Source organism: Paraburkholderia bannensis, from assembly GCF_014200455.1.
In the GTDB taxonomy this organism is placed as follows: Bacteria; Pseudomonadota; Gammaproteobacteria; order Burkholderiales; family Burkholderiaceae; genus Paraburkholderia; species Paraburkholderia bannensis_A.
The window spans coordinates 244675-264422 of sequence record NZ_JACHBW010000004.1; the positions used below are offsets into that span (position 1 = coordinate 244675).

At 63.1% G+C, this 19748-nt stretch carries 18 protein-coding genes; 8 read left to right on the forward strand and 10 right to left on the reverse strand.

The features are described 5' to 3' along the window. Nucleotides 1-10: 10 nt before the first annotated feature. From F4827_RS09020 to leuC, 6 genes are all read right to left on the reverse strand, one after another. Nucleotides 11-2281 carry a FimV/HubP family polar landmark protein gene (locus F4827_RS09020; RefSeq protein ID WP_183723644.1) on the reverse strand — a complete coding sequence of 757 codons (2271 nt, stop codon included), beginning with the start codon at nt 2279-2281 and terminating at the stop codon, nt 11-13. Nucleotides 2282-2510: 229 nt separating this feature from the next. Next, on the reverse strand, nt 2511-3632 hold the full coding sequence (gene asd, locus F4827_RS09025) for an aspartate-semialdehyde dehydrogenase (RefSeq protein ID WP_183723645.1): 1122 nt from the start codon (nt 3630-3632) through the stop codon (nt 2511-2513). 82 nt (nt 3633-3714) lie between these two features. Beyond that, complete coding sequence (locus F4827_RS09030; RefSeq protein ID WP_183723646.1) at nt 3715-3942, reverse strand: hypothetical protein; 228 nt, start codon at nt 3940-3942, stop codon at nt 3715-3717. A 16-nt stretch (nt 3943-3958) separates the two neighbouring features. Then, nucleotides 3959-5026 (reverse strand): 3-isopropylmalate dehydrogenase, encoded by a 1068-nt coding sequence (gene leuB, locus F4827_RS09035; RefSeq protein ID WP_183723647.1) that lies wholly within the window; start codon nt 5024-5026, stop codon nt 3959-3961. Between the two features lie 26 nt (nt 5027-5052). Continuing rightward, nucleotides 5053-5703: a 3-isopropylmalate dehydratase small subunit gene (gene leuD / locus F4827_RS09040; protein ID WP_183723648.1), complete on the reverse strand. Its 651-nt coding sequence runs from the start codon at nt 5701-5703 to the stop codon at nt 5053-5055. A gap of 11 nt (nt 5704-5714) precedes the next feature. Next, on the reverse strand, nt 5715-7124 hold the full coding sequence (gene leuC / locus F4827_RS09045) for a 3-isopropylmalate dehydratase large subunit (RefSeq protein WP_183723649.1): 1410 nt from the start codon (nt 7122-7124) through the stop codon (nt 5715-5717). Between the two features lie 399 nt (nt 7125-7523). Between leuC and F4827_RS09050 the strand changes: the two genes are divergently transcribed. After that, nucleotides 7524-8489 carry a MipA/OmpV family protein gene (locus F4827_RS09050; protein ID WP_183723650.1) on the forward strand — a complete coding sequence of 322 codons (966 nt, stop codon included), beginning with the start codon at nt 7524-7526 and terminating at the stop codon, nt 8487-8489. A gap of 59 nt (nt 8490-8548) precedes the next feature. Here F4827_RS09050 and F4827_RS09055 read toward each other — a convergent pair whose 3' ends face one another. Next, a complete protein-coding gene (locus tag F4827_RS09055) occupies nt 8549-9313 on the reverse strand; it encodes a M48 family metalloprotease (protein WP_183723651.1) in 765 nt (254 codons plus the stop codon). Nucleotides 9314-9568: 255 nt separating this feature from the next. Between F4827_RS09055 and F4827_RS09060 the strand changes: the two genes are divergently transcribed. The 3 genes from F4827_RS09060 (at nt 9569) to F4827_RS09070 (ending at nt 11402) form a co-directional block, all read left to right on the forward strand. After that, nucleotides 9569-10573 carry a TerC family protein gene (locus F4827_RS09060; RefSeq protein WP_183723652.1) on the forward strand — a complete coding sequence of 335 codons (1005 nt, stop codon included), beginning with the start codon at nt 9569-9571 and terminating at the stop codon, nt 10571-10573. Between the two features lie 97 nt (nt 10574-10670). Continuing rightward, on the forward strand, nt 10671-10946 hold the full coding sequence (locus tag F4827_RS09065) for a zf-TFIIB domain-containing protein (protein WP_183723653.1): 276 nt from the start codon (nt 10671-10673) through the stop codon (nt 10944-10946). A 45-nt stretch (nt 10947-10991) separates the two neighbouring features. Continuing rightward, nucleotides 10992-11402: a TerB family tellurite resistance protein gene (locus F4827_RS09070; RefSeq protein ID WP_183723654.1), complete on the forward strand. Its 411-nt coding sequence runs from the start codon at nt 10992-10994 to the stop codon at nt 11400-11402. A gap of 125 nt (nt 11403-11527) precedes the next feature. Here the strand turns inward: F4827_RS09070 and F4827_RS09075 are convergent, their stop codons facing one another. The 3 genes from F4827_RS09075 to F4827_RS09085 all read right to left on the reverse strand — a co-directional run bounded on the left by F4827_RS09075 (nt 11528) and on the right by F4827_RS09085 (nt 14079). Further along, entirely contained in the window at nt 11528-12184 is a 657-nt protein-coding gene (locus tag F4827_RS09075; protein WP_183723655.1) for a response regulator transcription factor, read from the reverse strand. A gap of 3 nt (nt 12185-12187) precedes the next feature. After that, nucleotides 12188-13525, reverse strand: a complete 1338-nt coding sequence (locus tag F4827_RS09080) for a HAMP domain-containing sensor histidine kinase (RefSeq protein WP_183723656.1) — start codon at nt 13523-13525, stop codon at nt 12188-12190. A gap of 80 nt (nt 13526-13605) precedes the next feature. Continuing rightward, nucleotides 13606-14079, reverse strand: coding sequence for a GNAT family N-acetyltransferase (locus tag F4827_RS09085; RefSeq protein ID WP_183723657.1), 474 nt, complete (start codon nt 14077-14079; stop codon nt 13606-13608). Nucleotides 14080-14239: 160 nt separating this feature from the next. On the opposite strand from F4827_RS09085, the gene F4827_RS09090 reads away from it, so the two are divergent. The 4 genes from F4827_RS09090 (at nt 14240) to F4827_RS09105 (ending at nt 19618) form a co-directional block, all read left to right on the forward strand. Further along, the gene (locus F4827_RS09090) at nt 14240-14704 is read left to right on the forward strand and encodes a VOC family protein (protein ID WP_183723658.1); all 465 of its coding nucleotides are present in this window, start codon (nt 14240-14242) and stop codon (nt 14702-14704) included. A gap of 509 nt (nt 14705-15213) precedes the next feature. After that, nucleotides 15214-16485 carry a TolC family protein gene (locus F4827_RS09095; RefSeq protein ID WP_260175070.1) on the forward strand — a complete coding sequence of 424 codons (1272 nt, stop codon included), beginning with the start codon at nt 15214-15216 and terminating at the stop codon, nt 16483-16485. Beyond that, complete coding sequence (locus F4827_RS09100) at nt 16473-18239, forward strand: type I secretion system permease/ATPase (RefSeq protein ID WP_183723660.1); 1767 nt, start codon at nt 16473-16475, stop codon at nt 18237-18239. Before F4827_RS09095 ends, F4827_RS09100 begins: the two co-directional genes overlap by 13 nt. After that, nucleotides 18236-19618: an HlyD family type I secretion periplasmic adaptor subunit gene (locus F4827_RS09105; protein ID WP_260184480.1), complete on the forward strand. Its 1383-nt coding sequence runs from the start codon at nt 18236-18238 to the stop codon at nt 19616-19618. Before F4827_RS09100 ends, F4827_RS09105 begins: the two co-directional genes overlap by 4 nt. Nucleotides 19619-19748: the final 130 nt, after the last annotated feature.

A 19748-nucleotide genomic window follows, 5' to 3' on the forward strand; every position in this document is an offset into this window, starting at 1 on the left:
CAGGCGGCGCTCAGGACAGCGGCGAGAGCGTGGACAGCAGCGCCTGCGCATCGGCGCGCGTGGCGTGGTCGTTCGACTCGATCACTTCGTTGATGAGCGCGCGCGCGCCGGCGAGATCGCCCAGCTCGATGTATTCATACGCGAGGTCGAGCTTGTTGCGCGCGATGCGGGCGAGCTGCTCGGGCGTGAAGACCGGCAGCGGCTCGGCGGAATCGGGCGGCAGGTTCAGATCGAAGTCGAGCGAGAGCGTGCCGAAACGCGGTGTGCCCATTGGCGGCGCGCCGACCGGCGACGTGCCCATGGCGGCGCCCAGGCCCGCGATCGAGCCAAAGCCGGCCGTGCCGGCTTCGATGGCCTTCCCGACCGGCGGTGCGGGCGGTTCGGCAAACGGCAGCGACTGGCGCGCAATCGCCCCGGGCGTGGCGACTGGCGCAATGGGCGGGGCAAAGTTCGGCATGCTGCCGGTCTGCGGGAATTCGGGCACGTCGACGCGCGGCGGCAGCGGCATGTCGAGGCTGCCAAGTGCGTCTACTGCGGACTTCGGAAACTCTTTCGGTACTTCCAGTTGGGCCATTTCTTGTTCTTGGGGGACTACGGGTACATCCGGGACTACGGGTGCGGCATGCTGCGCTTCGGCGGCGGGTTCGAGCGGCGCGGCGGGCTCGACGGAAGCGGACGTCGGCTCGGGTTCCGCGGCTGCGTGCGATCCGGCTTGCCGGAGCGACGCTTCGAGCTCGTCGCCCGGCATCGCCAGCTCGATCGAGCGCGGTTCCGCGCCGATTGCGGGAGGCACGGCGGCCGGCAGTTGCGGTTCGTCGCTGTGCCGGGCGGTTTCGGTTTGCGCGTGCCTTTCTGCTTCGCCCTCGGCTTCTGATTCGGCTTCTGCTTCGGCTTCGGTCTCGCGTGCCAGTTCGTCGGCTTCGCCAACCGTGCGCTGGCTGGTGGCGCCGTCGATCGGCAGCGCCGATGCGCCCAGCTCCCCAGCGGCGGCCAGGCTCGCGGCGTCCGTTGCATCGGCCAGCGATTGCGGCTCGCCCGCTTCGACGCCCTGCGGATGGATACCGTGTTCGGTGCGGTCGGCGTGAAGCTCTGCCGGACCGTCAGCCGTTTCGGCGTGCGGCGGTTCGAACAGCGTCGGCGGCAGCGCGTCCGCGCCGAGTTCCGCCGCGGCGGAAAGGCTCGCGGCATCGGCGGCGTGGTCGAATCCGGCGTCGTGATGCGGCGCTTCGGCAGACGGCGTCGGCGCTGCACGCAGTACCGTGGCGTTGTCCTGCTCGGCGTCCTCGTGATCTTGCTCGGCGGCTTCGTGCGCCACGGCGTGCGCAGCCGGTGCATCGGCTTTGGCCAACGGAGCGGCCTTGCGGCGCTTGCGCGTGAACAGACGCACGATCAGGGCGACAAAAGCCAGCAGAACCGCCGCGACGACGGCCCAGGTGATCGGCAAGACTTCAGGCTGCGCGTCGTTCGCGCCCGCCGCTGCGCCTGCCGTCGCGCCGCTGTTCGCGCCCGCCGGGGCAGCGCCTGCGACCTGCGCCGGCTTGGCGCCATGGTGCTGGAGCGCCATCAGCACGCGATTCTTGAGCGCGAGCAATTGCTGAAGGCTGGAAACCTTGACCTGCGCGGGCGTGGCGGAGGCCGATGCCGCGCTGGACGGCGCGACCTGAACCGCCCCGCTCCACGAATGCGCGTCGCTCGCCTGCGCTGCGGCGGCGGGCGCGCTCGCGCCAGTCGTAGCCGATGCCGATGCCGATGCGGCGATGGTCGCGCTCGCTGCCGCTTCGGGCATGGAGGCGCTCGCCGCACCGCTCGTCGCGACTGCCGCGTTCGCCGTCGCCACAGCCGATGCCGCAGCGGCACTGGCTTCCGGAACCGTCGATGAAGCCGCAGCCGCCACCGGCGCGGAAACCGGCGTCACGCCCGACGCCCCGCTCGCCATATCCGGCGTGCCCGGCACGTCCAGCGTCGCGCCCACTTTCAGGCGGCTGGGGTCGTGCTTCATGAACGAGTTGGGATTGGCGTCGAACAGCGCCTGGCTCGCGCGCGCGAGCGTCGTCTTGTCGTGCGACTGGGTCACGTCGACGGCGACGTCATGCAGCGACTGCCCCGGATGCACGGTGTACTGGCCGATCACCGGCAGCGCGGGCGCCGCAGCGGAAGCGCCCGAAGCGGCACCAGCGGTTGCAGCGGCGCTCGAAGCCTGCGCGGTTGCGGCGCTCGCCCCAGTAGCGGCCTGAGCCGCACCGGCAAACGCCAGCACCGCCGCAGCGGCGGCAGCCTGCATGGCGCGTCGCGCCTGCGTGTTTTGGATGCTCCGGTCAGCGGAAGCAGAGTCAAGTCGAACGGTCATCAGTTGCCCTGGCACGCCGCTCGCGCGGCGGTCGATCAAACGGGAATTCATTGGGGTCGGGCTCGCTGGCCAAGCGCGAAGGCCGCGAAAAATAAAAAAGCGCCGCGACTGGCGCGGCGCTTTTTGCCTGTCTACGCGTCATTAGCCGCGTAGTTTAAATGATTCACTTGTCCAGCAGAATCCGCAGCATGCGCCGCAGCGGCTCAGCCGCGCCCCACAGCAGCTGGTCGCCGACCGTGAAGGCCGACAGATACTCGCCTCCCATCGCCAGCTTGCGCAGGCGGCCGACCGGCACCGACAGCGTGCCGGTGACGTTGGCCGGCGACAGATCGCGCATCGACGCTTCACGCTCGTTCGGCACGACCTTGACCCAGTCGTTGGCCGAAGCGAGGATGCCGTTGATTTCGTCGAGCGGCACATCCTTGTTCAGCTTGATGGTGAGCGCCTGCGAGTGGCAGCGCATCGCGCCGATACGCACGCACAGACCGTCGACCGGGATCGAACCCGGCTGGCCCATGGCCGGCTTGCCGAGGATCTTGTTGGTTTCCGCGCCGCCCTTCCACTCTTCCTTCGACATGCCGTTGCCGAGATCCTTGTCGATCCACGGAATCAGCGAGCCTGCGAGCGGCACGCCGAAGTTCTGCGTGGGCATGGCATCGCTGTTCATGGTGGCCAGCACCTTGCGGTCGATGTCGAGAATCGCCGACGACGGGCTCGCGAGATCAGTCGCGACGGCGGCATTCAGCGCGCCCATCTGCGAGAGCAGTTCGCGCATGTTCTGCGCGCCCGCGCCCGACGCCGCCTGGTAGGTCATGGCCGTCATCCAGTCGACGAGGCCTTCGCGGAACAGGCCGCCCAGCGCCATCAGCATCAGGCTGACCGTGCAGTTGCCGCCGATAAAATCTTTCTGACCCTTGACCAGTGCGTCCTTGATGACGTCGAGGTTAACCGGGTCGAGAATGATGACCGCGTCGTCCTTCATGCGCAGCGACGAAGCCGCGTCGATCCAGTAGCCGGTCCAGCCCGCCGCGCGCAGTTTCGGATACACCTCGTTGGTGTAATCGCCGCCTTGGGCAGTGATGATGATGTCGCATTTCTTGAGCTCGTCTACGCTATTCGCGTCCTTGAGCTTCGTCTCGTTTTTGGCGTACGACGGAGCCGCGCCGCCTGCATTGCTGGTGCTGAAAAACACCGGTTCGATCAGGTCGAAATCACGTTCTTCCTGCATGCGCTGCATCAGCACGCTGCCGACCATGCCGCGCCAACCTACGAGACCTACGTTCATGACTAACCCTTGATTTGGACACTTCCCCGCTTCGCTCGCCCGGCGTGGCCGCGCGGGGAAGATGAGCGGGCACGACGAGCGATCAACGCGTGATGATCGTTTTCGTAATGGTTTTCGTGCTGATGGCGAGCGAAATCGCACGGGCCGTTTTTTCGCCGTGGATGTTCGTCATAATCGTGATCGGGGAGATCGTCGCCATCGAAGCAATATACACGAAACAGTTAATTTGCGCGGCAAAAACCGCACTTTCCGCTATGTAGCGCACCGCTTGAACGGGCGCGAAACAAAAAGGGCACGCCATCGAAGGCATGCCCTTTCATCCTGCATTAAAGCGCCGCGATCACGGCGTCGCCCATCTCCACCGTGCCAACCCTCTTGCAGTCCGGCGTGACGATGTCGGCGGTGCGGTAGCCTTGCTCAAGCACCTTCTTCACCGCGGTTTCGATGCGGTCAGCCTGCTCTTCGCGGCCAAGCGAGTAACGCAGCATCATCGCGGCCGAGAGAATCGTGGCCAGCGGATTGGCGATGCCCTTGCCCGCGATATCCGGCGCCGAACCGTGCGACGGCTCGTACAGCCCCTTGTTGTTCTTGTCGAGCGAGGCCGACGGCAGCATGCCGATCGAGCCCGTGAGCATCGCGGCTTCGTCCGAGAGGATGTCGCCGAACATATTGCCCGTGACCACCACGTCGAACGCCTTCGGCGCCTTCACCAGCTGCATCGCCGCGTTGTCCACGTACATGTGCGAGAGCTCGACGTCCGGATATTCCTTCGAGACATCGATCATGATGTCCCTCCAGAACTGCGACGTTTCCAGCACGTTGGCCTTGTCGACCGAAGTCAGCTTCTTCTGGCGCTTTTGCGCGGCCTGGAACGCGACGTGAGCGATGCGGCGCACTTCGGGTTCCGCATAGCGCATCGTGTCGAAACCTTCACGCGCGCCCTTGAACAGACCGTCCGGCGATTCGCGCAGACCGCGCGGCTGACCGAAGTAAATATCGCCGTTCAGTTCGCGCACGATCAGGATGTCGAGGCCCGAGACGATTTCGGCTTTAAGCGACGACGCACCCGTGAGTTGCGGATAGCAGATCGCCGGGCGGAAGTTGGCGAACAGTTCGAGGTGCTTGCGCAGACCCAGAATCGCCTGCTCCGGGCGCAGCGCGCGTTCGAGCGAGTCGTACTTCCAGTCGCCCACCGCGCCGAACAGGATCGCATCGGCGGACTTCGCCAGTGCGAGCGTCGCCTCCGGCAGCGGATGGCCGCTCGCCTCGTAACCCGCGCCGCCGACGGGCGCCTCTTCCAGCTCGAACTTTTCGTCGAGCGCGTTGAGCACCTTGACGGCTTCCTTGACGATCTCGGGACCGATGCCGTCGCCCGGCAGCACTGCAATCTTCATCCTGATGTTCCTCGCTGAATATGTACTTAGATGACGCGGTTGTTCAGCCACGGCTGGCGCGCGAGGCGCTCGGCCTCGAACTGGCGGATCTTGTCGGCGTGACGCAGCGTGAGGGCGATATCGTCAAAACCGTTCAAGAGGCAGTAGCGGCGGAACGCGGCCACTTCGAACGGATACGACTTCGCGCCGTCCGTTGTGCGCACAACCTGTTGCTCCAGATCGATCGTCAGTTCGAAACCGTTGAAGGCATACGTTTCGTTGAACAGATGATCGACATCCGCTTCGGACAGCACGATCGGCAGCAGGCCGTTCTTGAAGCAGTTGTTATAGAAAATGTCGGCGAAGCTCGGCGCGATGATCGCGCGGAAGCCGTACTGGTCGAGCGCCCACGGTGCGTGCTCGCGCGAGCTGCCGCAGCCGAAGTTCTTGCGCGTGAGCAGCACCGAAGCGCCTTGATAACGCGGCTGGTTCAGCACGAAGTCCGGGTTGAGCGGGCGCTTCGAGTTGTCCTGACCCGGCTCGCCGTGGTCGAGGTAACGCCATTCGTCGAAGGCGTTCGGGCCGAAGCCGGTGCGCTTGATCGACTTGAGGAACTGCTTCGGAATGATCGCGTCCGTGTCGACGTTTTCGCGATCGAGCGGCGCTACGAGGCCGGTATGTACGACAAATTTTTCCATGATTCGTGGCCTCAACCGAGCTTGCGAATATCGACGAAATGGCCTTCGATGGCCGCTGCGGCCGCCATGGCCGGGCTCACCAGGTGCGTGCGTCCGCCCGCGCCCTGACGGCCTTCGAAATTGCGGTTCGAAGTGGACGCGCAACGCTCGCCCGGCTCCAGACGGTCGGCGTTCATGGCCAGACACATCGAGCAACCCGGCTCGCGCCACTCGAAGCCCGCTTCCGTGAACACCTTGTCGAGACCTTCGCGTTCGGCTTGCGCCTTCACCAGACCCGAACCCGGCACGACCATCGCCAGACGCACGTTGGCAGCCACGCGGCGGCCCAGTTTCTTCACCACATAAGCAGCCGAGCGCAGGTCTTCGATACGCGCGTTGGTGCACGAACCGATGAAGATCTTGTCCGGCTTGATCGATTCGATCGGCATGTTCGGTTCGAGCGCCATGTACTGCAGCGCGCGTTCCATCGCATCGCGCTTGACCGGGTCTTTTTCGCGCTCGGGATCGGGCACGCGGCCATCGATCGAGACGACCATTTCCGGCGAGGTGCCCCACGTCACTTGCGGCACGATGTCGGCAGCCGTGAGTTCGACCACGCGGTCGAAATGCGCGCCTTCGTCCGTGCGGAACTGCTTCCAGTATTCGACGGCCTGATCCCACTGAGCGCCTTGCGGCGAGAACGGGCGGTTCTTCAGGTATTCGATCGTGGTGTCGTCCACGGCGACCATGCCGGCGCGCGCGCCGCCTTCGATCGCCATGTTGCAGACCGTCATGCGGCCTTCCATCGTCAGGCCCCGAATCATCGAGCCGCCGAATTCCATGGCGTAACCCGTGCCGCCCGCCGTGCCGATCTTGCCGATGATGGCCAGCACGATGTCCTTGGCGGTGCAGCCGCGCGGCAGCGTGCCTTCCACCTTGACGAGCATGTTCTTGCTTTTTTTTTGCAGCAGCGTTTGCGTGGCCAGCACGTGCTCGACTTCCGAGGTGCCGATGCCGTGCGCGAGCGCGCCGAACGCGCCGTGCGTGGACGTATGCGAGTCGCCGCAGACGATCGTCATGCCCGGCAGCGTCGCGCCCTGTTCCGGACCGACGATGTGCACGATGCCCTGACGCTGGTCGCTCATCTTGAACTGCGTGATGCCGAAGGCGTCGCAGTTCGTGTCGAGCGTATCCACCTGCAGCTTCGAGACCGGATCGGCGATACCGTGGCTGCGATCCGTGGTGGGCACGTTGTGGTCCGAAACGGCCAGGTTCGCGCTGATGCGCCAAACCGGACGCTCATGCATTTTCAGGCCTTCGAAAGCCTGCGGACTGGTGACTTCGTGCAGCAGATGACGGTCGATATAAAGGATCGTCGTGCCGTCGTCTTCCGTGTGGACCACATGGGTGTCCCACAATTTGTCGTAGAGCGTCTTTGCCATGATATGCGGGGATAAATTGACTGCGGGGAGGCTTACGTTGTGAATCGATTATGCCACGCGAAAACCGCATCCCGCACCCCGTCTGGCCAAAAAAACCGATAAAAAACAGGGAGTTGGGTGGTAGTAACGATACCTGTATCGAAGTTACCCGGCGTGCGCCGCACGCCGTTTTGCGCGTGCGTATTCGTCGGCAATAAACCAAAGCCTTTGTTTTTCCGATGTTTTTTTGCGCGGGCCAAAATCGAAACCGAGCACATATTCGAATGGAAAGTGCCCTGTTGGGCACGCCGATTGCGAGATGTGCGCCGCCGCACAAGCGTACAAATCCGGCTTTTGTCACACTGGACAGGTACCGGATACGAACCACCCGCGGCACGATCAGGCAATTCTGGAGGCCTCATGCCATTCGCAACCCGTTCGCCCCGCAGCGCGCTCACCTGGGCCGCCGCGTACAAGACAACAATCACAACAAGCCAAAATCAGGGGCGGCGCCCGCAGATCCGCTTTGGCGCGCGCGCCGCGCGTCAATCGTCGATCGCCGTGGCGGCCACCGCCTGTGCGCTGGCGGCCTTCGCGCCGCGCGCGCACGCCCAGACGCCCTCGCCGCTGGGCGAATGGCAATACTCGGCGGGCATTCCGCTGGAAAAGCTCTATCAGCCCGATCGCCCCAACTTCGAAGCGCGTCTTGGCATAGGCTCGACCTTCGAGCCGCGCTACGACGGCTCCGACCGCTATCACATGATGGCCGGCCCCAGCATCGACCTGCGCTACAAGGACATCCTGTTCGGATCGACGGGCGAAGGCTTTGGCGTGAATTTCCTGCAAGGCCCGAACTGGCGCATGAGCGTCGCCGCAGCTTATGACCTCGGGCGGCGCGGCCACGACGATCCTTCGCGCCTGAACGGCTTGGGCAATATCAATCCCGCGCCGCTCATGAAAATCGCCGGCGAATACGTGGTATCGAAGGATTTCCCGCTGGTGGTGCGCGCGGCCTTCACGCGCAGCTTCGGCGGCTCGAACGGCTGGACCGCCGATCTCGGCACCTACATGCCGCTGCCTGGCAGCAGCAAGACCTTCTACTGGTTCGCCGGGCCGTCGGTGACGTTCGCGGACTCGAACTACATGCAAAGCTGGTTTGGCGTGAACGGCCAACAGGCGGCCGCGTCCGGTTACCGGCAGTACGAGGCCAGCGCAGGCCTCAAATCGGCGGGCTTCGGCATCACGATGGTGTACTTCGTGAACAAACACTGGTTCATGAGCGCCGATGGCGCGATCAAGCGTCTGCTGGGCAGCGCCGCGCACAGCCCGATCATCCAGACCAAGACCGAAGGGGTCTGCGACCTGTCGATCAATTACCAGTTCTAAGGCCACGCGGCCCGCGCGCGTTTTGCTGCGGGCCGCGGCTCGATCACGCTGTCGCTCTATCAGCCTTCGGCCTTGATGCGGCTCTGAATATGCTGCGCGCGGCTCGGCGACGACGGATGCGAACTGAGCATCGAACTCTGGCCGCCGTCGATCTGCGCGAGCTTCTGGAAGGCCGTGACGAGACCCTCGCGCTTCATGCCCTTCTTCTTAAGCAGATCGAACGAATAATCGTCGGCCGCGCTCTCCTGGGTTTGCGAGAACTGTGCGTTGATGAACTTCTCGGTCAGATCGCCCAGTTGCGACGAACTCAACGACGAAGCCACCGCATTGCCGCTCGCGCCCGCTGCCGTGCGGGCCGCGCTCACGGTATAGGCCGCCTGCATCGCCTTCTTCGAATGACCCAGTGCAACGTGCCCCATTTCATGGCCGATCACGCCGCGCAGTTCGTCGTCGTTCATCTTGTCCATCAGACCGCTATAGACGCGCACGCAGCCGTTGCCCATCGCCCACGCGTTGATGTCCTTCGTCGTGTAGACCTTGTAATCGATCTTCTGACCGTTGAGCGTCATGTCGCCGAAGCCGCTCATCACTTTGGTGAGGCGTTTGGCGTAGGCGCTATTCGGCGCGGCCACCTTCGACTCCGCGTCGCTCGCCTTGCAGGCGTCCTGCGAGAGCGCCACGATGTCGCTGTCCGAGAGTGTCGCGGCCTTGTAAAGCGACGAACCCGCGGACAGCGCCGCATTGGGGTCCACGCTCGTCAGCCCCGAGCAGGCGCTCAATGCAATCGTCATCCCGCACACCAGACCCAGCTGAATCCTTGCCATTTTCATCGTCCTTATTTAAGGTTTTTGTAAGGAACGACAATCTAGCACCGGGGCGTTGCTTGCGCACTCATGACTCGCCATTTTATGCGTGGCGTGTCAACTCTTTCCGAATTAGCCCTCATTTTCCGCTCATTCTTCATCGCTAAGCTGACCGGATGGGCCAAAGCCCATAGCGCCCGACCGGCGAAACGCAGCGGCAACGGCAATGCCCCTCGCGCGGTCCGGCGCTCACTCCCTACGCAAAGGACCGTAATCATGCTCGCGACGCTCTCCACCACCTTTCTCGGGCAGCCGATCTGGCTCTGGGCCGCCTTTATCGCGGTGGTGATCGTGCTGCTCGCGCTCGATCTAGGCGTCCTGCATCACGACGACCGCGAGATCGGCATACGCGAAAGCCTTTGGCTCTCGCTCGGCTATATCGCCATCGGTTTGCTGTTTGGCGGCTTCATCTGGTGGCAGCTCGGCGCGCAGCCCGCGACCGAATACGTGACCGGCTATCTGATCGAGAAGTCGCTCTCGCTCGACAACGTGTTCGTGATCGCGTCGATCTTCGGCGCGCTCGCGGTGCCACGCGCCTATCAGCATCGCGTGCTGTTCTGGGGCATCGTTGGCGTGCTGGTGCTGCGTGCGTTGATGGTCGGGCTGGGCGCGGCGCTCGTCTCGCAGTTCGAGTGGATGCTGTTCGTGTTCGGCCTGTTCCTGGCGGCGACCGGCGTCAAGATGCTGTTCGGCTCGAAAGAGCAAACGCGCGTGGAGGACAGCAAGATCCTGCGCACAATCCGTCGCGTGCTGCCCATCACCGAAAAGCTCGAAGGCGGGGCGTTTGTGGTGCGGCGCGCGCATCCGGTGAGCGGCAAGCTCACGCGCTACGCCACGCCTTTGCTGGTCGCACTGCTGATGATCGAGTGCGCCGATCTGATTTTCGCGGTCGATTCGATTCCGGCGATCTTCTCGATCACGACCGATCCGTTCATCGTCTACACGAGCAATATCTTCGCTGTTCTCGGTCTGCGCGCACTGTTCTTCGCGCTCGCGGCGATGGCGCACCGCTTTTACTACCTCAAGCATGCGCTCGCGCTGGTGCTGGTGTTTATCGGCGTGAAGATCTTCCTGGTGGGCTTCGTCGGCAAGATTCCGGCGCTGCTGAGCCTGGGCGTGACGGTGACGCTGCTGGTGGGCGGCGTGGTGGTCTCGCTGATCAAGACGCGGCCCGACGATGACAGCAACGGTCAGGGTAACGGCCCGCTGGAAGCGTCCTGATCCGGCGTATCGCGCTCCTCATTCTTCGCTCATTTTTCTCTGCGAGGATGGTTTCCACGGCAGCCGCATCGGCTGCCGCCCCCGAAAGGAGCGCATCATGAAATGCCCGAACTGCCCTGACGTCCCCCTCGCGATCGCCGAGCGTCATGGCGTCGAACTCGACTACTGCCCGCAGTGCCGTGGTGTCTGGCTCGATCGTGGCGAACTCGACCGGTTGATCGAACGCGCGGCGCAAGGCCAGCCCGGCACGCGGCGGCAATACGACGACGGCTACGAGGGCCACGGCGCGCAGCATCGCTCGCGCGATTACGGGCACCGTCACGGCTCGCACGAACGCCGCCGTAAATCGTGGCTCGAAGATATCTTCGACTGAAACCGCGCCGCTCATTTTGCAATTATTGATCAAGGACTCCTGACCATGCGCACTTACACCAGCAACAGCCCGCAGGCCGCCGGACGCATCGTTGCCATCGCCCTGCTCGCCGACGGCCACCTGAACAGCAGCGAACTCGCCGCCGTGCATCGCGCCCGCATCGCCGAACGCCTCGGCCTCGCGCCCGGCGAGTTCAGCACGATCCTGCGCGAGCTCTGCGAAGACCTGCTGACGAACGCGAACATGGACTGGAGCGACGCCTGCAAACTGGACTCTGACATCATGCAGCAAGTGCTGCTCGAACTCGAAGATCCGGTCCTGCGCGCCGAGGTGCTGAGCCTGTGCCTGGTCGCGATTCACGCCGACCGCCACCTCTCGGAAAGCGAGGCGCAATTGCTCGCGGTGCTGTCAAAGTCGTGGCAGGCGAATCCGTGGCAGCGCTTGCTGGCCTCCTGACGTTGCAGCCTCTCGCAGCTGAAATGCAGGGTTTTTCAGCGCGCAACGCGGATTTCCCCCGGTGTTGCACGCCGCGCGGCGAGCCCCACGCTCGCCGCGTTTTTTCCATGCATAGGCCCTGCTGGTCACACGCAAACGGCCCAGCCTAGCCCACGCACATTGCGGATCACCGCATGACCGAACTTGCGGCGCACGCTGTAAATCACGGCGTCGACTGCGTTGCTCTCCACTTCCTCGCCCCAGCCATAAAGCCGTTCCTCCAGTTGCTGGCGCGAAAGAATCGCGCCGGGCCGCTCCAGCAGCGCAAGCATCAAGGCATATTCGCGCGCGGAAAGATCGTCGCTTTGTGCGTCGAAACTCAGGCGACGCGTATTCATGTCGAGCGTCACCCGCGCGCTGCTCATGGTCGCCGAGGCAAACCCCGCCTTGCGCCGCACCACCGCGCGAATGCGCGCGAGCAACTCCTTGCTCTCGAACGGCTTGACGAGATAATCGTCGGCGCCCAGATCGAGGCCTTCGACGCGCGTATCCACGTCGTCGCGCGCCGTGATGATGATCACGGGCGTGGCGTCGCTGGCCTCGCGCAGACCACGCAGCACGTCCAGGCCACTCATGTCGCCCAGCCCCAGATCGAGCAGGATGGCGGTGTACGAACCATCGCGAATCGCCGCGCGGCCGCTTTCGCCCGTGCGCACCCAGTCGACGCTATAGGACGCATCCTTCAACGCGCGCAGCAGCGCGGGCCCGATCAGCAGATCATCTTCGATCAGCAGAATCCGCATCGTTCAGTCTTCCTTGGTAGCCGATGCCGCTTGCGGGAGCTCGATACGTGCAACGATGCCGCTTTGTCCAGCGCCGCGGTTTTCCAGCGTCACGCGGCCGCCGTAACTCTGCGCGAGCGTCTGCGCAATCGCAAGACCAAGACCGCTGCCTTCCACATCATTGCCCGCGGCACGAAAAAACCGGTCGAACACATAGGGCAGATCGCTTTCGGCGATGCCCGGACCATCGTCGATCACTTCGATCGTCACTTTCTGCGCATCGCACAGCACCGAAACATCGACGCGCCCACCCGCATGCACATAGCGGATCGCGTTGTCGATGAGGTTCTTGATCAGCACGCGTAGATCGCCTTCGGTGGCGCGCACGCTCGCTTCGTCGAGCCGTTCGACGCCGAGGTCCACGCCGCGCGCGTCGGCTAGCGGCAGCATGTCCGCGAGCACCTCGGGCACGAGGCGCGTGAGCGCGATGTCTTCCACCGCGCGCTGCGCGCCGCCGATTTCCGCACGCGCAAGACCCAGCAGTTGCGACACCAGCGATCCGGTTCGCGCCACGCCACGCTGCAGTTCCTCGAAGCGCTCGCGATACTGGTCAGGCGGCGCATCGCGCAGATTGTCGATCTGCAATTGCATCGCCGAAATGGGCGAGCGCAGTTCGTGCGCGGCGTCGGCGATAAACTTGCGCTCGGCGTTCACGAGCACCGAGAGACGCTCGATCATGCGATTGATCGATTCGATGAAAGGCCGCAACTCCACCGGCGCTTTGTCCGCTTCGAGCGGCTTGAGCGCATGCAGATCGACCTTGGCCGCGCGCCTGCCGACGCGCTCCATCGGCCGCAGCGACAGGCGCACCGTCACCGCGATCGTGAGCACGAGCAGCGGCAGCAGCGCGAGCACCGGCAACAGGCTCCAGAACGCAACGCGCAACGCATTGCGGTTGCGCATGCTGCGCGACTCGGCGATCTGGATGTATTCGTCGCCCGCCGCCAGCGCGAAGACGTCCCATGTTTCGCCGTCGAAGTCGAGCGACGAGAAACCCGTTTGCGCGCGCGGTAAGGCAATATCGGGGTCGCTCGTGCGGCTGGGTTCATCGGCGTCGCCTGCGGACCAGATCTGCACGACGAGGTCGTCAGAGGCGTTGCGGATGCCGTTCGGCTCCCCCGCACGATGGGACACGCCGGCCTGCACATGCGCGGCGGCGTCGCGCAGGCTCGCACTAAACTCGCTCGCCAGGCTGCGCACCACCAGAAACGTGCCAAGCGAACCCAGCACGCCCACCAGCAGCGCAAGCGTGCCGATGGCGATGCTCAGACGTCGGTGCAGGGAATTCGCGGCGAAGAACATGTAGCGGCTAGCGGCGGCTTAAAGGTTGCGGGCCGCTCCATGATAATGGATTCGGAGTGCGGGAAATTGGCGTGGCGGCGCTAGCTGAGCGTGAGTGGTGGCGTCGGCGACGTCGGTGACATCGGTTGCCGTTCGTAGTAAATATCCCATTCGCTCTCGCTGACCTGCATGAAACCGTGCCGCTGGTAGAAGCGATTCGAATCGCTGCCGCGCAATGCGCCCACTCGAACGGGCAGGCGCAATGCATCGGCATCCGTGAAGATCTCGCGCAGTACTTGCGCACCAATGCCCCTGCCCTGTTGCTCAGGCATCACGTAGAGATGGTCGAGCAGCCAATGATCCGCTTGCGGCCTGACCAGCACGAACCCCACCCGCACGCCATCGGCTTCGATAAACCGGCACAGCGCGGGCTCGAAGGCCGCCAGGAAGCGTTCCCGGGCGCGTTGCGGGTCAAAGCGCCCGATGCGCTCCAGGCTCTCGCGCATCGCGGCGATACGCATGGCAACCAGCACTTCGGTATCGCTCGTGTTCGTTGGGGAAAAGGTCAGTTGCATCGCCAGTCTTTGCGTTCGGCAGCATCAGGAAAAGGACATTCAGCATAACAAAGCATCGCATTCCGAGTGCCGCACCAGGCACACGCGCGGCGACACGCAGCACGATCGCTCAAGTGCTAGATTGATCGTTCGTACCATCACACTCTGAAGGATGACGACCATGAGCAACACCTCACCACGCCCCGTGTTCGGCTCCGCCATCTATTATCGCGATCCGTTTGCCGCGCTCGACTGGCTTGAAAAGGCCTTCGGCTTTACACGGCAGTTTGTCATCACCTCACCCGACGGCCAGCTCGTCCACTCGGAAATGCGCTTCGAAGACGGCTACGTGATGATCTGCGGCGCCTGGCCTGGCATGCCTTACTCCAGCCCGGAAGACGTCGAGGGCAAGAATACGCAATCCGTTCACGTGCAGTTGCATGGCGGCCTGGACGAGCACTGCGCACGTGCGCGTGCCGCCGGCGCGAAGATCGTGCGCGAGCCGTCCGATCAGTTCTATGGCGACCGCGTCTATGCCGCCGTGGACCCGGAAGGCCATGTGTGGAGCTTTGGCCAGACCATGCGCGAAGTCTCGCGCGAGGAAGCCGAACAAGCCAGCGGGCTGAAGATCGACGGCTGGGTTTGATTGCTACACATTTTGCGCCCGCGCGTCAGCACCTCTTCGTGTTCAAAGGCGGCAGAAGCTGTCGCGCGAAGGCGAACAACGCACCTCCGACGCGCCGGGCCCCAACTAAAAGCGCGCATCACGCACCAGCGCCGCATCCGTCTGAGATACCGCCGCAATTTCTTCAGCGACGTAGGACATTTCCCCCACATCGCACGAAAAGATGAATCTCTTCGTGAAGCCATTCCATCAATCCCTCGGACAACACGCACAGATCTGTAAGTGATTGATTTGAACCAGGATACCTCCGCATTAGCGCAAGCGTCGATTGTTAGTCTGTCTTACATTCCTCCCGAAGATGAATGTTAATTCGTGCAATCACGCCAAGGCTGCTCATGTCACTCTTCCTTCGTCGACCGGCCGCGCGAGCCGGAATTACTCGCCTTCTAGCGCGTTCCGCAGTCGTGACACTCCCTGTTCTGAGTAGTTCGACGTGGGCAGAGAGTCTTGCTCAGTCCGCACTGAGCGCGTTGTCAGCCGATTCCAGATTTCAGGCTGCGGCCGCCTCACAGCGGGCTGGCGTTGAACGCGCGCCGCAAGGGCGTGCGGGGGTACTTCCGCAAATCAGCGTTCAGCAATTGATTAACCGAAATGGTGTCCGCATCCCCGGTCAGTCCGTTCCTGGCTACTCAACCGTCGGCTTCACGCTCTCACTGCGTCAACCGCTCTTCGATTTACAGGCGTGGGAAAACTGGCAGGAAGGCAAACTTCTCGCGGCCGATGCCGATCTGGAGCTGGCACAAGCGCAGCAGGACTTGCTGCTGCGGGTCGCACAGGCTTATCTCGATGCGTTGACAGCAAAGATCGACGTCGCCCTTTCGATCAAACATCGCACATCGATCGCCGAACAACTATTGCTCGCGAAACGTCGTTTCGCCCTCGGCGATGCAACCGTCGTTGACGAAAACGAGGCTAAAGCAAGCTTCGATTTGGCGCTATCCGACGAGATCGCCGCACACACACGCTTGACAGCGAAATATGCAGCGCTGTCGAAAATCGTCGGCCATCCCGTCACGCTGGTAGACAGCATCCGGAACGATGTCTCCATTGCGCGCCTTGAGCCTGCTGCCCTGGACCCATGGATCCAGGCGTCATCGAGCAGCTATGCCGTGAGCCGAAAGCGTATCGCCTTGCAAATCGCCGAGCGTGAACGCAGCAAGGCGCGTTCAGGCGACTACCCCACCGTGTCTCTGGTCGGCACGCTCAACAATGGAAATGCGGCGTTCATCAACGGACAGGCGAATTTCTACACGGGCGGCAACCGCGGTATGGCTGGCTATGTCGGTATCCAGATTTCATTGCCGCTCACCGACGGATTGATGACCCGCAGCCGGATACGCGAGGCACTCGCCTTGCGCGACAAAGCTGAGCATGAACTCGACGAGTCGTTGGGCGACGCAGAGCTGGCCACCCGTGACGCGTATTCCGGCGTGACCCAAGGCGCAGCACAAGTCGGCGCGCTGGCGACCGCGGTTCGATCGGCCTGTGTCTCGCTACGTTCCAGCAACCTCGGCTACCGCGTGGGAGTTCGTGTCAATGCAGATGTTCTCGACGCCCAAGACAAGCTGTTTCGCGCACAACGCGATCTCGCCCGCGCCCAGGTGGATGTGCTGGTTCAGGGCCTGAAACTGAAAGCCAGCACGGGCACGCTGGAGTACGCAGACCTTGCGGCTCTCGACAAACTGTTTCAATCCGGTCAAGCGGAACCAGGCGCGACGGAGGATCGCTCATGTACCGCCTGATACGCTCGCACTTGTTGATCGCAGGCACGCTCAGCATTCTGTCCAATCTGTTGTTGCTGGCGCCCACAATCTATCTGCTTCAGGTCTACGACCGCGTGCTACCGAGCCGAAGCATGGAAACTTTGCTCATGTTGATGGCCTTTGTCGCCATCGCGCTTGCCACGCAGTTCGTCGTTGATGTCGCGCGCAGTAGGGTTCTATCCGATCTGGCCAGACAAACCGGCGATGTCCTCGATCGCTTGATCCTCAAGGAGCAAATCGTTGTCAACGCTGGACATTCGCTAACACCGCCGGTGGCAAGTCCATCGGATGCGGGCACACTGCGCGGATTCCTTGGCGGTTCCGGCGTGCTCGCCCTGTTCGATAGCCCATGGTTGATCGTTTACCTGATCGTCATCGGGATGTTCCATTGGTTACTTGCACTTATCGCAACGTTGAGCGCACTGGTCCTGGTCGCCATTGCGTTATACGGCGACTGGAGAACAAAAAGCGCGATCGAGTCGTATGTGTGCCAACAGCGTGCCGAAGACGCGCGCCTGCACGGGTATCTGCGCAATGCGGAGGCGATCACGGCGATGGGCATGACCGAGAACGTTGTCAATGCGTGGGACGCCCGCAAGCGCGAACAAATGCTCACCCAGCAACGCGTTCTGGACAGCACCGCGCTATACCGCGACACGTCGAAAGGATTCCGTCAGGGCGTGCAGGTCATCATGATGGCTACCGGCGCCTGGCTCGTAATTTCCGGCCACGCGAGCGCCGGCGCAATGCTTGCGACGACAATCCTGCTCGGTAAGGCGCTCGCACCAATCGAACAATTGATCGGCAGTTGGAAGCAGTTGGGCGAATTGCGAGAAGCCTGGCGTCGGCTCGACACGCTGCTGTGCCTGCCGGGGGACGAAAACAAGGTCGAACTGCCGCGTCCTACAGGCAAGCTGGACATCCAGAATGTGAGCTACGGTGTTCCGATACGTGAGTCCGCCACGCAAGGATCAGGTCGCGTACTGTTACGCGGCATCGACTTCTCCCTCGATGCTGGGCAAACACTAATTGTCACTGGACCGAGCGCATCCGGCAAATCGACACTATTACGCATCGTCGCGGGACTACTGCGACCACAGGCGGGTGCCGCCCGTCTGGACGGAGCCGAGATCAGCCATTGGCCGCGAAACGCGCTTGGCCGCCATATCGGATACGTTCCGCAGGATATCGAACTAATGTCCGGCACGATTGCCGAGAACATTGCGCGCTGCGAACAACCGTTGCCGCTAGACTCCAGCGCAATAGTGGAGGCTGCAAGGCGCGCCGGCATCCACGAAATGATTCTGGAACAGCCACGGGGCTATGAAACAGAAGTAGGTGCCGGCGGACAATTCCTGTCCGGAGGGCAGCGCCAACGCATCGCACTGGCGCGAGCGCCGTTTGGCAATCCAGCCTTGCTGCTGCTGGACGAGCCGAACGCCAGTCTCGATGGACAGGGCGAAGCTTCGTTGGTCCACGCCCTGCAAAAAATCAAGTCGGCGGGCATTACGGTCGTCGCAGTCACCCATCGCCCGGCGCTGTTGGCACTCGCCGACCAGGTACTGGCGCTGCGTAACGGCCAGATCGAATACTTTGGCCCCCCGGCCCCAGAGTTTGCGTGCGAATCCGGCACAGCGGTCCGCGAAGATCCGCAGACAGGAAAACAGCCAATTCGTGGCGTCCTTCCCGTCCAGCCGCCCACCATCGAGCAGTTGACGGGGGCTACCTCATGAAGCCGCTCCACAGGATTGCCCGCTGGGGCGTTCGCTCAGGCGTTACACGCACGGTCGCGCCAGTACACCCCACAGCCAAAGCGCTGCAGTTGCCGCGCCGTGTGGTGCTAATGGCCTGCGCAGGCGTCACTACGGGCAGCGCACTTATGTTCACTTGGGCTGCCCTTGCGCCGCTTTCCGGTGCCGTGGTCGCAGAAGGCTTTGTGCGCGTAGAAGGGGAACGCAAGAGCATCCAGCACCAGGAAGGCGGAATCGTGAAAGCCGTTCTCGTGCGGGACGGCGATCGCGTCAAGGCGGGACAGCCGCTGGTCGAACTGGACAACGTCGCACCGGCAGCCGAGCTATCTGCGCTGGAAGCCCAGTTCGACGCCGAGCAAGCGAAGATTGCGCGTCTGGTTGCGGAGCGTAACCTCGTAGGAGTCGTGTCGTTTCCACCCTTACTGACCAACCGTCGCAGTACCCCGCGTATCGCCGAACTACTGCAACGTGAGTCGACGCTATTCGACACGCGCAAGCGCAGCCTGAATGATCAGACCGCGACCTTGCAGAAGGAGCTTTCCCATGTCCGGCGCGAGCTCGTAGTGAGCGCCCAGATGGGGCAAACCATGCAGCGCGGCCTCCAGATCGCAGCCCGCCAACGGCAAACCAACGAGGCGTTGCAGGAGGAAGGCTTCGTGTCGTCCGCGAAAGTCCTCGACTTCCAAAGGGCGGAAACCGATGCGCTTTCGCGTGTTCAGTCGAGCGAAGCTGAACTCGACCGCGCACAGCAACGCGAGGCGGATCTCGAACGGCGACTCGCGGCCGTGCGCAACGACTACGTGAGGGCCGCAGACGACGAGTTGAAGGAGGCCAACAACCGTGCGGTCCAACTGGACGAACGTCTGAGGCCAGCGCGAGATCTCGCGACTCGCACTACCGTGAGCGCACCGGCAACTGGAACCGTTGTCGGTCTCCGTGTCCATAGCGCCGGCACCGTGCTCGGCCCACGCGAACCCCTGCTGGATATCGTGCCATCAGACGCTCCGTTGATCGTGGAAGCGAATATCCGGCCTGATGACGTACGGGAAATCAGGCCCGGCTCATATGCAGACGTGCGACTGACGGCATACAACCCGCGGACGACTCCGATGCTCGACGGCAGGGTGACCTATGTGTCCGCCGACGCCCTGTCGGACAACCAGACCCGGGCGCGCTTCTACGTTGTGCGGGTCGAAGTGGCGAAACACGAAGTGGAGCGAGTCAATCGTCTCGCCCGAGAGCCGGTCGTGCTCGGCCCTGGCATGCGCGCCGAGTTGTATATCCGCAAGCATGCGCGGTCCGCTTTCGATTACCTGCTTGAACCGGTCTTTGAAGGAATAAGCAAGTCGATGCGGGATTGACGGCGTTTTGATGTGATCGGGATGCCAGGTGGACTAACTAGAGGAGGGGCGATAAATCAAGACAGAGGCAGTTACCGACGTTTGCGCAAGCATGGGTTTTAGCCGAGACCGAGAGCCGCACGGCAGAACC